This is a genomic window from Nonlabens xiamenensis (assembly GCF_003865345.1).
In the GTDB taxonomy this organism is placed as follows: domain Bacteria; phylum Bacteroidota; class Bacteroidia; order Flavobacteriales; family Flavobacteriaceae; genus Nonlabens; species Nonlabens xiamenensis.
The window spans coordinates 36,568-50,135 of record NZ_RMVE01000006.1 but is presented as its reverse complement, the minus strand read 5'-3'; the positions used below and the strand labels follow the sequence as shown (position 1 = coordinate 50,135).

At 41.3% G+C, this 13,568-nt stretch carries 16 protein-coding genes; all 16 read right to left on the bottom strand.

Annotation, left to right across the window (positions count from 1 at the left end):
• Position 1 precedes the first annotated feature (1 nt).
• From EGM47_RS14755 to EGM47_RS14680, 16 genes are read right to left on the bottom strand one after another with little or no spacing between them, the layout of a single operon-like run.
• Positions 2-376, bottom strand: coding sequence for a DUF7207 family protein (locus EGM47_RS14755; protein WP_124981605.1), 375 nt, complete (start codon positions 374-376; stop codon positions 2-4).
• A 30-nt stretch (positions 377-406) separates the two neighbouring features.
• Positions 407-1,252 (bottom strand): hypothetical protein, encoded by an 846-nt coding sequence (locus EGM47_RS14750; protein WP_124981604.1) that lies wholly within the window; start codon positions 1,250-1,252, stop codon positions 407-409.
• 47 nt (positions 1,253-1,299) lie between these two features.
• Positions 1,300-1,497, bottom strand: coding sequence for a hypothetical protein (locus EGM47_RS14745; RefSeq protein WP_124981603.1), 198 nt, complete (start codon positions 1,495-1,497; stop codon positions 1,300-1,302).
• 25 nt (positions 1,498-1,522) lie between these two features.
• The gene (locus tag EGM47_RS14740; RefSeq protein ID WP_164510915.1) at positions 1,523-1,945 is read right to left on the bottom strand and encodes a hypothetical protein; all 423 of its coding nucleotides are present in this window, start codon (positions 1,943-1,945) and stop codon (positions 1,523-1,525) included.
• Positions 1,945-3,309 carry a hypothetical protein gene (locus tag EGM47_RS14735; protein WP_124981601.1) on the bottom strand — a complete coding sequence of 455 codons (1,365 nt, stop codon included), beginning with the start codon at positions 3,307-3,309 and terminating at the stop codon, positions 1,945-1,947. The genes EGM47_RS14740 and EGM47_RS14735 overlap by 1 nt, the downstream gene beginning before the upstream one ends.
• A 34-nt stretch (positions 3,310-3,343) precedes the next feature.
• Complete coding sequence (locus EGM47_RS14730) at positions 3,344-4,417, bottom strand: nucleotidyl transferase family protein (protein ID WP_124981600.1); 1,074 nt, start codon at positions 4,415-4,417, stop codon at positions 3,344-3,346.
• On the bottom strand, positions 4,418-5,608 hold the full coding sequence (locus tag EGM47_RS14725; RefSeq protein ID WP_124981599.1) for a DUF6267 family protein: 1,191 nt from the start codon (positions 5,606-5,608) through the stop codon (positions 4,418-4,420).
• A gap of 49 nt (positions 5,609-5,657) precedes the next feature.
• Entirely contained in the window at positions 5,658-6,437 is a 780-nt protein-coding gene (locus EGM47_RS14720) for a methylenetetrahydrofolate reductase (protein WP_124981598.1), read from the bottom strand.
• Positions 6,403-6,681, bottom strand: coding sequence for a hypothetical protein (locus EGM47_RS14715; RefSeq protein ID WP_206052191.1), 279 nt, complete (start codon positions 6,679-6,681; stop codon positions 6,403-6,405). Before EGM47_RS14715 ends, EGM47_RS14720 begins: the two co-directional genes overlap by 35 nt.
• Positions 6,641-7,312 carry a nucleoside triphosphate pyrophosphohydrolase family protein gene (locus EGM47_RS14710; protein WP_124981597.1) on the bottom strand — a complete coding sequence of 224 codons (672 nt, stop codon included), beginning with the start codon at positions 7,310-7,312 and terminating at the stop codon, positions 6,641-6,643. Before EGM47_RS14710 ends, EGM47_RS14715 begins: the two co-directional genes overlap by 41 nt.
• Positions 7,309-8,676 carry a DnaB-like helicase C-terminal domain-containing protein gene (locus EGM47_RS14705; protein ID WP_124981596.1) on the bottom strand — a complete coding sequence of 456 codons (1,368 nt, stop codon included), beginning with the start codon at positions 8,674-8,676 and terminating at the stop codon, positions 7,309-7,311. The genes EGM47_RS14710 and EGM47_RS14705 overlap by 4 nt, the downstream gene beginning before the upstream one ends.
• Complete coding sequence (locus EGM47_RS14700) at positions 8,676-9,251, bottom strand: 2OG-Fe(II) oxygenase (RefSeq protein WP_164510914.1); 576 nt, start codon at positions 9,249-9,251, stop codon at positions 8,676-8,678. The genes EGM47_RS14705 and EGM47_RS14700 overlap by 1 nt, the downstream gene beginning before the upstream one ends.
• Complete coding sequence (locus EGM47_RS14695; protein WP_124981594.1) at positions 9,241-10,260, bottom strand: RecA family protein; 1,020 nt, start codon at positions 10,258-10,260, stop codon at positions 9,241-9,243. The genes EGM47_RS14700 and EGM47_RS14695 overlap by 11 nt, the downstream gene beginning before the upstream one ends.
• Positions 10,261-10,262: 2 nt before the next feature.
• Positions 10,263-12,782, bottom strand: coding sequence for a DNA polymerase domain-containing protein (locus EGM47_RS14690; protein WP_124981593.1), 2,520 nt, complete (start codon positions 12,780-12,782; stop codon positions 10,263-10,265).
• Positions 12,775-12,996, bottom strand: coding sequence for a DUF6561 domain-containing protein (locus tag EGM47_RS14685; protein ID WP_206052190.1), 222 nt, complete (start codon positions 12,994-12,996; stop codon positions 12,775-12,777). The genes EGM47_RS14690 and EGM47_RS14685 overlap by 8 nt, the downstream gene beginning before the upstream one ends.
• On the bottom strand, positions 12,989-13,384 hold the full coding sequence (locus EGM47_RS14680) for a hypothetical protein (protein ID WP_164510913.1): 396 nt from the start codon (positions 13,382-13,384) through the stop codon (positions 12,989-12,991). The genes EGM47_RS14685 and EGM47_RS14680 overlap by 8 nt, the downstream gene beginning before the upstream one ends.
• Between the last annotated feature and the right edge of the window lie 184 nt (positions 13,385-13,568).

Here is a 13,568-nt window from a genome sequence, read left to right as displayed (position 1 = left end):
GTCAGTTTATAGATGTCAGTGTATCGTAAACGTCCATGTCTAAGTCTACCTCATTGAATGAGCCAGGATTAAACTCTGGATATCTATCTAAGAATATAAGAAAGGTCTTGAGTATAGACCAATATTCTCGCTCTAGTTTATACATTAGCAACGGTATGGTTGCTTCACCAAACACATTGAATAGTATAACCAAATGGTTAATGATTAAATTTGTACGCAATGTCCCAGTCTTTAGATACCTTTTAAGCAGTCGCTTAAGGTATTTGAATTTCTTCATGTCTTCCATGAAGTCATCAACGGTAACCGATTGAGGATTACTATAGTGTTTGATAGCAAACAGTAAGTGATTCTTATCGGTCAGACTTTCAAAACGCATTACGAATCAGGATTTTCCTGATTTTATTTATCAGCTTCCAAAGGTAAGGGTTGCGGATCCGTTAGTGATCACTTCAGCTGCACCTTTAGATGTATTTACAACGCATCTATATTTGTATCCATCCAACGCATCACTTGCTAGTCCACTATATGCAAGAGTTGCAGTGGTGAAGTTTGCGTATGTAATTCCTGTGTCTGTGTCTGCAGCGACATCAACCCATCTAACAGTAGCACTTGCAGTTTGTCTTTGCCACTTGTAAGTGATTGTGCCAGACTGATCAACTGTAGCAGCAACTGCGAATGTCCCTGCTCCACTAGATGAAGTAGAGTTTGCAGGTTGTGTGCCAATAGTAATTGTTTCTTGGACGTCTGCTACCACTGTATCGTCTGCATCATCACCAGCCGCGGCTGCGGTGGCGTGAGTAAATGCTAAACACTCTGCCTTATGACGTGTGTCACCATTGTGTGTAGTGTATGTGCGATACAACCACCAACCAGGACCAGAGATACCTCTAGATTCGTTTGCTGCTTTTGTCCTCTCAGTCTCGTCAACAAATACGAGCTGATAGTCAGAGATGCTATCCCCACCCTTGATAACGTACTCTGCTACTGCCTTAGGAGGTGTCCTTCTAACGGCATTTGCTGCGGTGATTGTTGCAGTAGATCCTGCATACACCTTATGAAGCTCTAGAGCAGTTGCTGACGTTACTTGTTTTACAATGTAAGCGACACCAGAGATCTCCAACACGTCACCTACTTTGACAAGGTTGTCAGAAGCGTCCGTGAAGTCTCCAGAAGTTGTTACGGTGGCATCACCATTGGTTACACCAATGTTTGTGCCCATTGCTTTCGCATCGAGTAGTCCAAATACAGCCATTTTTCTCTAGTAGCGGGGTGGTATCATCTATATTTTATTTATACAAATTAGTCTCTGGCTGCGAGTGCCTCTTTGACTTTCTCAAAAAGTGCGTCGTCAGCAGTAGTCTTTGTAAGTTTTACTGCCTTTCCGATGATAAGAAGACAGATATCGATTAGTTTATCGCCTAACTCTGCGTCGTCAGGAATTTTTGCAACAGCAGAATCAATTACCTTATAAGCAAGGGGCATTAAAAAGCTCAACATGATTTTATAAACAAGGGTACCTTATTTATAGCTTTTTATATTCAGTTGGCTCTAGTCCTGCTTGCTGTGCATCATGTGCTTGTGTCAAAGAGATCATTCTTTGTCTCATTCTCTCTTTAATTACACTCTTCACTTCAGCATCCTTCTCATCATCGTGAGGAATAACATTACCCTCAGCGTCAGTCTCGTGATGCTCATTAGTTTTTTTCACTTCATGTGGTTCGTATCCGATGCCATCTCCATCGTCATCCCACCATCTTTTTACTTTGCCTTTCTTTGCTTTGGCATTTTTCTTCGCAGCTTCCTTAAGACTATCAAGAGATGTCTGTATGCTACGTTTAAAAGTTTCTTTCATAAGGTCTTCCTTTTTTGGATTAACTGTAATACCTTTCTTAGTAACAGTCTTTAGAGATGACTTCCTATCTGGTGTTTTACTAGTAGGTTGCATTACATGTCTCCTTTAATGTTACTTCTCCAATCGTATCTGGACTGCTCTCCCAAACGTTTTGCGAGTTTGCCAGCTCCCTTGGAGACTAAACGAGATCCTTTACCAACAACTTTCTTCAATCCTTTCTTAAGAGCTGATCCGAATTTCTTCAGATTTTCTTTGGTCTTTTGACCACTACGCTCTTGTCCAGAAGGACCGCCAGAAGCTGATGATCCACCTGATGTAGAAGATGATCCTGCATCTTTAGGTGGTGTGTCACTCATTGTAGAAGAGGTAGATTTGCTAGATCCAGAAGAGGACTGTCCTTTCTGGGTCGATTTGTAACCGTCTTTAGCAGAAGACGCCATGTCTTTTGCTGTATTCTTTGCCATGCCTGCAGCTTTACCTGCATACTTAGCACCCTTGACGGCACCTTTAGCAACTACTTTAGCAGCAGTTTTGAGTCCTGCTTTAATACGATCCTTCATGGATGGTTTAGCAGGTGCTGCTTCCTTCTTTTTCTGAGGTGCCTGCACTGCAATATTAGGATTTGCAGAGTGCTGACTTGGTGCCTCAGTAAGAAGCTCCATTGAATCAATAAGATCAAGTGCCTCATTGAGCAATGGTTGATCCAACTCAAGAAGAGTCTCTACACAGATGTCATGGATCTCATCAAACGTTAGATCCTCATACTCTGGTAGACACAATGCTTCTATCATTGCATCAAAACTTTGGTTACTTTCTACGTTAAGTGTCTTGGGGTAATCTTTATCACCAGGTTTTGCAGGTTTCTCGCCTCTCTTTCTCTTGGCGTGAATGTTATCCCACAATCCTTTCTTACCCTCAGCGACCTCATCTTCTTTAACGCAGTTAGGGACTACCTTTCCTCCCTTTTTCTTGGTGCCTTTAGCCTTGTATCCATCCCAACAAGTAGACGCACCAACATTCTTACGAGCCTGTTTCATTGACTCATGCAGGTCATCGAGATCAACACCCACTACCTGCTCTTTAGCAACGACACCGATATCAACTGCATCCTTTGCAGTCTTACGACCGTCCTTACCCATAACAACATAGCGTCCGTCTGCCTTACGACCAGTGACTAGCATCTGATCTCCACCAGAGGTGACGACTCTACCTACATTCTTGTCACGTTTAAACTCCATCTTCTTTTTAGCAACTGCTTCCTTTTCAATAGGAAACCCGCCATAACCTTCAACGATAGGCTCCCATGAGTCCATCACATCGATTGCTTTCTCAGCACCTTCTTGTAGATGCTTAGTCAATTTGTCTACAGTGCCAGTCTCTAGTGCATTGAGAATTTTTCTCTGCTCATAGAAGTTATACTTCATGAGTGCAGCAGACACTTTGATATCTAAAGTCATTGCTTTACGAGGTTACGCGGTCAAGAATGTATTATTATTTAGTCTTCGACTTCTTTCTAAAGTCACTAAATTTGATAGTTGCCTGTCCAGGTGTCATGTCTTGGACTGCTTTTCTATATTCATCAGTGCCTACTTTCCATGTGTTACCACTACCATCATCAGCAGAGTAATTAGATTGATCTTCTCTTTCAGTGATGTGTTGTAACCAAGCACGATGCTCATTGCCATCAGGCATTTTAAATATTACATAGTTTGTGCCACGATGCACGACATGTCCTGTAAGACCTGTGTCATCATGCTCTACTAGTGCACCCACCTTGAAGATGTGGTTAAGCATATAGTAGTCACGGAAGTTTTCAAAGTCTAGTTTAGGTGCATATTCCCATACGGATTCATTCAACCACTCATGTAGTCCTTCACCCTTCTTAGGTTTCTTACCCTTAGGTGGTGGGGTCATACCCTTGAGGACATCTGCCATCAGTTGTGCACTGTGTTTCTTGCTGATACCCTTTGGCATTCCACCATGGAATGAATCATGATCATTACCTTGTGCATGTGCACGCATCTTAGATGCTGACATGGTTTCGATAGGATCGTCGGACTTGTCGTCCCTAGCACCTGCTGATTTAATATTGATAGATTTGAAGTCGTAATGGACTCCGTTGTATTTGTTTGCTAGATTTTCAAATTCTTTTACTCGGTCATCACCGACAACCATAGTGACATGAGAATGACCTTCATCATTCAAATCTCTAAGGATGTCAAAAATATTACGGTGTGCCTCGTTATTTTGGATCTTGTCTTTGTGATGTGGAAACATCTTTCTCATGTGACCTACTTTTTGGTCTGCTGAGAGGGGGTTTTTCTTGTGGTCTTGGGATCTTGATGGGTAGATTCTATAGTTTCCAGAGTCTCCTCCGTAAGATCTAACAGCATCGAGTAACTTACCATGGCCAGCATGAGGAGGGTTAAACCTGCCAAAAGTAATTGCAACGTGGGGGTCATCTGGTTGTTGTTTCTTTGCACTAGAAGATTGACCCTTAGCAGATGGCGAGGGTTTCTTTGTCTTAGTTTCTTTTGCTTCTTTTATGAAATCTAGAAAACGCATTTAGCCCCAATCTTTAGCAACAGTGAAGTTAGCACGACTGAATTCCAGTCTATCAACGAGTTTAAGAGCGGTGCCATCTTTGATAGCAACGAATCCTTCTGGACTTGTTACACGATAACCCGACTCGTCTTCGAGGAAGGTGCCAACACCTTCAATCTTTTTGAGTTTATTTATAATCATATTCTTTGCATCCATAAGGTTACGGAAACCAGATAGAGCAGCAAATAATGATGTCTTGTTACTATTTAGGAATGCAACAGAGTCTGCACGACGTTTCTCCCATGCCTGCTGTGTTTTCTCAGTCTTCTTCTTGATAATTTCCTTCTTATACCTGTCATTTAGGAAGGTTTCAAACCCTTTTGCCATACCTTGAGCAGTAGGAGGAATCTTTCCTGCACGAATGACTTGGTTAAAGTAGATCTTAAACAGAGAAGCAGGAGACATGCTACCTTTGTCCTGCACAATTAGGTCTAGAAACTTAGCACCAGACCTTAGGTTGCTCTTTGCTTGTCTAATAGTATTGTTGATCTGATTCTTCTCACTAATTGACAGATTAGCAATACCATTCACGTTTTGGAAGGTAGAGGAGAATACAGCGATGTCTTTAACACCTTGCAACTTTGATACATCTGCACCAAATGATGCAGACAAACTACTTATATCACCACCAGTGTAGCGTGTGTGAAATACGATACCAAGTTTAGACTTTGAAACCTTGGCACCCATCTCACTCTTCTGATCTACAAGGTAAGTGATTGTATTTGGTTTAAATCTATAACCTCGCTTGCCACTAATGGTAACAAGAGGAGGGGTAGAAGTATAGAGGAGATCACCTTGGAGGATACCCTCGATGGGAAGTTTTGATAACTCCCTGTAGCATTGTTTGAGGATGCCATTGATAGCACCTTCGTAGTGGAAGTCGATGAATTCTTCATTGTAACCTATTTTTGGTGTCGTCTTATTAAAGACTGACTTTGTGCCAACAAAAAACTGACCTGTCTGTGGGTCTTTACCGCAGATCACAGCAGGTGCACCATCCCATTTAACAGTCACCTTTGTATTGCCACCACCTGACCCTGCTGTAAGCATGTCACGAAGAGACTCTAGAAAGTTGACCGCATTCTTAGCACCTACTGATCCTTGATTAAAGATATCATCTTCAAGGTGCTCTAGGTGGGTGTTTTTTGCCATGTCTTTATTATACTAGGTTACGATGTGGTGTGGGGATGTAGTGTGCCACTTATAAACCTGGCCTGAGCAGGAAATCCGTGTCGCCATCTAGATCCATGCTGCTCTTTCTTAGTCCAGAAATCTTGAGTGCCATCAGAAACGACCACCTCGCATTCGACTTAGAGTTAGTCTTGATACGAATTCTGATACTGCTTTTTCCTACAGAGGTAGAGAATTGTGGGCATCCATATCCCTCAACGTCTCTCCCCATATAATATAGTCCCTTTCCTTTGACCTGTATATAATAAGTATTCTTTGAGTTGTAATATTTCTCTACCTCTCTTGCTGCTGACTGACCCTCTGCTAGAAACTTATCTGGGAATCTCTTAAGATCTAGTGAGTGTGCTGACTTACGTTGTGCGAGTGTTGCACTATCTCCTAACGTAAACTTAGCAGGTATATTTCTTTTAGGTTTCCAATGAGAGTTTGCTTCCTTAATAATATTATAGGACTCAGCAATACCAATCATTGTCCTTGCTGCTTCTTTCTGAGCAGATGCTTTATTCTTGTCAATGGTAAACTGCATTGACCCAGTATCAAAATCAAAATTCATTTGAGCGAAGTCGGCAGACAACTTCTCCTTTAACTCAAACTTAATTACCTGTGACTTATATGTGGGTGTCAATTCCAAGTCTGCCTTGGCACTGTCTGCTCCCGCAGGATCAGATACATTAAACCCTTTGCCTCTCAATTTCTTGATGAGATCCAATTCATATTGAAAGCCAGCATTAATCTTGATGGGTTTGTTATCCTCATCAAGTAAAGGTTCGTTGTCCTTTTTCTGTGCCATACTCCTTCGCAGGTATCACCTTATATTTAGGATCATCGTTAGGCACGTTATTCCAGTGTCTTACGACACCAGAAATGATAAAACAATTAGTAACCAGATAAGAAACGAAAATGATAGTGCGTACGATAGCAACATAGTTGTCATAGTTTTTAGTTTTATCATCACTAAAACTACCTAAACTATACTTCCACACCTTACCCACGTTAGATATCACCTGGTTTCCTGTTTTCGGAATAGTACTCATCAAATTTCATTTTAGGGTAGCGTGCTGCTAGTTTAAGAGTATTGATATAGATAACCTCATCCATACGGAGATCAAGGGCAGCACATGCATTCTGAGCATACCAAAGGATGTCACCCAACTCTTTGATAAGGTGATCTTTAGTGTCCTCATTCCATGGTTTACCTTGATACTTTAGTTTCTTCACAATTTCCATAAACTCACCGCCTTCTGCAGACATTCCTGAGGCAGCAGTGTCAAGACGATTAATGTTACAACCTTGTTTGGTCAAGTCATCCATCCTTGCCTTAAAAACATTATAGTCTTTACTAGGGTTAGAGCATGTGCCTTCTACGAATTCAGCATACCTATCAAAGTTAATCTTGACAGGTCCTTCCTTCGTCTGCTTCTTGGAAGCAGCTTCATCCATCTTCTGCTTTGCTTTCTTCTTACTCTTGTAGGCAGTGTTAAAACGGTTATCGTTGATAACGTCCTCAGGAGTCTTAGGTGCTTCTGCTGCTGCTTCTTTTGCTGCTGCTTCAAAGTTTTCTGCAGCGTCCGTTGCAGCGTTAGAAAACTTTTCTGCTGTCTGTTGGATGTCGTCTCCACTTCCAGTCTCAGGACTAGGGGCAAAACCGCCTTGGTTGACTTTCATATTTTAAAACCTTGGAATTTAGATTTGGTATCGGTAGTAAATTCTTCTTGATTACTATCAAGAATATTGTCTTGAGCAGACTGCTCACAATCATACAGCCTCATCTTCGCTCTGTCAATACCTAACACAAAACGTTTGTTGACTGTAGGATCATTATATCTATTCTTCAACTGCTTGACCATGATCTGATTCATTGCCTCTAGATCTTCAGTTGCAATAAGTGCAAACATAAGATCAGCAGTTGCAGGCAAACCGAAAGACTCGCTAGTATCAGTAAGCTCCACGTCACTATTACCGTAACCTGAGCGAGTGGTTTGCGTAGCGGACACGATCGGGACTTTGAATTCTCCTGCGAGTCCTCGTAACTCTTCAGCGACTGATTTGACATAGGTATAGGAATTCACAATGTTGTTTTTATACCGTGACGATGCACAGATATTAAGATAGTCAACAAAGATAATGTCAGGATGAAAACCTTTCTTCAATGACAACTCATTGAGTAGAGACTTGAAGTGGTTAACATGTGCAGATGCAGTGGGATACTCCTTGATAACAAGGCGACCCTGTGTCTTCTCTGACAACTTCTCTATCTTAGATTGATACTTACCCTTACTGAATAAGGGATCACTTAGTTGTTGAATCGGGACGTCGAGGAGGTTGGCATCAATTCGCTCAGCAATCTTCTCCTCTGCCATTTCAAGTGTAATGTAGAGAACGTTCCTCCCTTGCAAGAGGCAGGCACTAGCGACGTGGCACATGAATAGACTCTTGCCGACACCTGTACCAGCAAGTGCGATATTGAGAGTCTTATTAGGTAACCCACCTTTTGTAATTTTGTTGAAGAAGTCGAGATCGAATGGAATCTTTTCTTCTTTTCTATGATAGAAGTCATATCTTGACTCTGAATCCTCTAAGTAATCGTGTCCTACATGGTCATCAAAGCACACACTAAGTGCGTCCGACATAATTGACGGAATTGCATCCTGATTACGAGTCTTGTCCTGACCATCTGCAATTTGGACAGACTCCATTAGAGCATTATAAATCGCTCGCTCTTTACACCACTTCTCAGTAGTGTCTAGCAACCACTCTTCATTATACTCCGTCCTATCTAGTCCTCTAAGTATTTCTAAAACTCTATTGACAGCATCCTCTGTTAAATCTTTACGTTTCTCTACCTCAAGAGCAATAGCATTAGGCTCTGGAAGGTTATCATACTCATTAACAAATTCAGATATCTCTTTGAAGACTACCTTTTGTGATAGGTCATCAAAGTATTCTTCTTTCACGAAAGGTAAAACCTTTCTCATGTAATCTGGATTGCAGATCAGATTACTAATAACAATTTCTTCTATACCTGGCATTATTGATAGTGTAGATATGTGCCAACAATGTATTTGTCATTGCTGATTGGTTGCTTACCTAGGTGAGGATACATCCATACTGGTGGAAAGCATAGCACACTACCTTGCTTTGGTTTGATATCTAATTCAATAGCAGGGAAAGATGTCTCTCCTCCCTCCTCTACATCATTAAGATAGAAAAACATAACAAGAAAGCGACGTGCTGTAGCATAGTCACCAACATCAATGTGGAGATCAAACCTATCTCCTGTCTCTGCCGTATACTTTTTCATACGGATCTGCTCAATACTATTCTTAGGTGGCCAGAATGGTGAGCACCCTGTATCTTTCATATAATATTCAGATACTGTTTGTATTGAAGCAATAATATTATTGTGGATTACACCCCACTTAGGATCACGTTGCTGCTCAGATAGCATCGTGATATTCATTTGTGTAAACTGAGGTTTGTGTTGGTTATCCCAACGATCCTGTGCATCAGGTGTCTCATCAAACAACTTGATAGCATTGTTGCACAAGTTAGGGTCTAAGACACCATCATATACACGGATAAAATCCTTTAGATCACTCGCCATAACAGAATTCTTTCTTAGCGGCTTCGTCCAATTCATGCATTACTTCTTCTGTGAAGTATTTCTCGGGCGAAGCGAGAATAGACTTAGGATAAACAGAAGATTCACCAATACGATACCGATTCCCGATCCGTTGGAAGACTCCATACTTCTCACCCAATTCCAGTAACCCATAATACTTGTCCAGTCCGCGTTCGTCATAGAATAACCTCGTCTCTACTTGTGAATTTTCTTTTGTAAGTCGAGACTTGACTGCCTTGACCTTGATAATATTACCGACAACATCTGTGCCATCTTTCTCTTTCTTCTTGGAAAGATATACGATAGTGGAAGCAGAATACTTAAGACCACTACCGCCACCCATTTCTTTTGTGGGCACATAACTACCGACAACATCATAGGTATGATTAGTTACGATCATAGGTACATTAGCAAGACCTAGTTTCAAAGTCAAGACCCTAAAGGCACCTTTAAGGACTTGTGCTCTAGTCATATCTCGTGTGTCTTTACCTGCTGCAGTATCTTCCATCTCCTTAGAGGTGGACAGATTGCCCAATGAATCCAATACAAACATCAACGGTTTGCGATCTGATTCCTTCTGAGTTAAGTATTTATCAACAATCTTAACTGCCTGTGTGCGGAATTCCTGCACGGTGGTGACAGGCACAATGATCATACGTTTAGAATCAATGCCTCTCTCCTCAATCATCTGTTTAGAAATAGCAGACTCTGACTCAAAATAAATGACACCTGCATCAGGGTCAGTGTTTAGAAAGTGACGGACAACAGACAAGGCATAGAATGTCTTACCTGTGCTACTCTCACCTGCTAGTGCTGTGATCTTATTAGAAGGCAGACCACCATAGATACTACCACTCAACAGAGCGTTAAGAATATAAGATCCAGTATCTACATATTGATCAATGTCACCTGCAGCGATGCCTTCAGAGGCAACCGTTGCATACTCATTGTCAATCTCCTTTACAATTTCAGTGAAAAAACTACTTGTCATAATTAACCAAACATGGCTTCTAGTGTGGCACGTTTCTTGGCAGACCATCCGATCTGATCAAGAATCACGGTGAGTGGATCAAGAAATGCTTTAGAAAATTGCATATCATAATCAATGTATTCCTCTAGTTTAAACTCAGAGGGGAGTGTCCTAAAGAAAGAGATGACATTTTGGAAGTCACCCTTAGACCCATGACGACCAAGTTTATTAGGTGTCTTTAGGAAGACATACTTGATCTTTTCTCCCTCTTGAATCAAGGGATACTTGTGGGTAAGATTCTTTTCTTTGATAGAGTTATTATATAGTAGCACACCTCGGACGTGAATGGGGCAATGTGCTCCATACAACTCCTTAGGGTGGTGATACTTCTTGAGATTGTTGCATGACCGTGGAAATGCAATCTCATCTGTAGGTAGTGACTTAAACTTTTTCTCAAAATCTTTGACAAACTGCTGCACCTTCCTCTCATCAGTATTCATCATGAGTTTTAGGACGTCACGGAGTGCTCCACGACATGATGATGGGGTGGAGGATTTGACTGCCTCAATACCCATGATCTTTAGTGAAGGCTCATTGTATCTGACACCCTCACTGTCCCATACGTTTAGAATATATCTCTTCTTAGCAGTCCAGACACCACGATTAGCGATGTTTTCTCGCTTCATAAACATCTTCTGCTCGTAGGCATTTACATAGGTTGCCAATTCTTGATAAGAATTCTGTATATACTTTTCAAATTCCACATCACACACCTTCGCAAGGAACCGCAATACGCTTTGATCGCTCTCCTCTCTGCCCTTGAATATCTTTTTAACCAGAGGATCCATATGCAAATAAATGGAATCGGTATCAGAAGCAATAACATAATCTTTGTTGTCTGTCTCTAATAGTTTATTAAGAAATTTGTTTATCTTATTTTCAATCCATCGGATAGAGACCTGACCAGATAGAGTGATTGCCTCAGCATTTGCTAAGTTATAATAGCGGAAGTATTGATTACCAATAGCACCATAGGCACTATTGAGTTGAATCTTCCTTGCCATTTGGATGTTGTTGAAGGTGGAGATATCATTCTTTAGTTTAGGATCACCAGTCTTCTCAAACTCCTGCTTGGCAGCGAGCATTTTCTTCTTGAAGATCTTTCTTTCATCGTAGATGCGTTGCATCATCTCAGGAAGAAATCCATGTATATCCTTACGATACTGAGCACCATTAGCACAGACAGCGTAATCAGGATGAGCAGTAAATTCTTCATCGAGGATCTTGTCCACAGAAACTCTAGGATGTCTCTCATCGACAAGCGTCTCAGGAGAGATGTTATACTGCATTATAAGGTGTGGATACAGAGAATTCAAGTCAAAACTACATACCCAGTCATAAACACCAGGCACAGGCTCTTTGACATATGCACCCGCATACTTGTCATCTTTCTCGGATGTCTGCTTAGGGGGCACAACAATATTCTTCTGATACAAATCATTATAGATGAGAGTATCCCACATCTTTACCTGTGAAAACACATCATCAATGTTTACCTTGGCATCGTATGCCATAGTGACTGCCAACTCAACAAGTTTCATCTTGCCTTCTAGTTGATCAACCAGTTGCACGTCATGGATGTTGTAGTCTACAAACTTCTGCCAGTCAGATGTATAGAAGTCTTTAAAGTTTTCATACATGCTATGGTCAAGTTTGTGCTCACCCAATTCAACAGTAGAGATATGCTCTAGACTGTAGGATTCTTGTGCGGAATAGGTAAACTTCTTGTATAGATCAAGGTAGTCAAGGATAGTAACACCTAGAATATCGTAAACAATATTTGCTCGGCCTTGCACATTTATGGTGCGATCTTTTACTACATTCCAAGGTGAGAGACTCTTCATCCACTTCTCTCCTAGGATCTTCTCAATCCTACGACAGATATAAGGCATGTCATAGAAGTTATTATTCCACCCTGTGATGATATCAGGGGTGTCATGCACCCAATGCTTATGGAAATCCTGCAGCATTTCATGCTCAGTATTGAAGATACGATACTCCACATCCTTTGGAGGATCATACTCTCTCGTGCCCCATGTGATGATCTTCTTGGTCATCATATTCTTCATGGTGATGCACAACATATCCTCCTGACATGCTTCTACATCAGGGAATCCATTTTCACATGCAACCTCAATATCGATTGTCCATATACTCATCAAATTCATGTCATAGTGGACACGAGTAGGGTGTTTCTGGGCGATGTGTTGGAAAACAAATCGCTCATACCCATGCACTTCCATTCCTTCTACGTCGGAATACTTCTGCAGGAAGTCTCGTGCCTCACGGACACCATCAAACTTTTTCTTATGTGCATACCTGCCATCCAGAGTCTTATACTTGGAGGTCTTTGATTGATTTGCAGGCACCAAATAAAGAGAAGGGGATGTCTTCTCACGGTATTGCACACGCTCACCGTTACGATATCCCCTTACCAACGCAGTGTCACCAAAGATGATTACGTTAGTATAAAAATCACTCATTCTTGCCTTTCTTCTCTTTGGATTCTAGCATCACTAGATATTGTTTGGCAACCTTTGCCGAGGGATCCACCACAGTTAATACATCAGTACTCTCGATGAATAGGTCTTCCTGATCACTGTAGTATGGAAACTTTTTAAGTCCTTCCTCTGTTACTTCATGGCAGTTTTGGATAAGGAAACTAGGCTCCTCATCCATCTCTACTAGGTCACCCAATAACGAGACCTGAGGGTGGTATTTCAGAATAATCAACTTTAACATCATCTTTTCGTGACTTTTTAATGGTTTGCAATGCCTCTTCGTATCGCTTGAGGACTTCCCAATGTGGATCAGCGATACTTACGACGTGTTGAAGTGAAATGAAATTAGACCCAACAGTCAAAGGGAAGAATGGATAGAATCGCATACGAATATTACCAAGTGGATTCTCTTTACCTGCTTCTTCAACCAAGAATTCTTGGTCATTCATTTCCAGTTGAATGGAAAAGGAATCAATAAATTCGTATGCAAGAACACGAGCATCATCGCCCTCAGAGTTTCTAACCTCTTTGATATCAGCGATTACGTCCTCGCCGTTTGCCATTCTTGCTACCTTTACGCTCATAGTTTTTCTCCAATAGGGATAGCACCTCATCTAGTTTATCAGATGGCACGTCCAAAGTCAACATACTTAGATCTTTGCAGTGAGGTGGTGCCAGATTTACATACATGTTCATAGTCAGTGTCTCCAAACAAAAAGAGACCCCTGTGTTAAGAGTCTCATTTCTTGTGTAGTATATAGTATACCA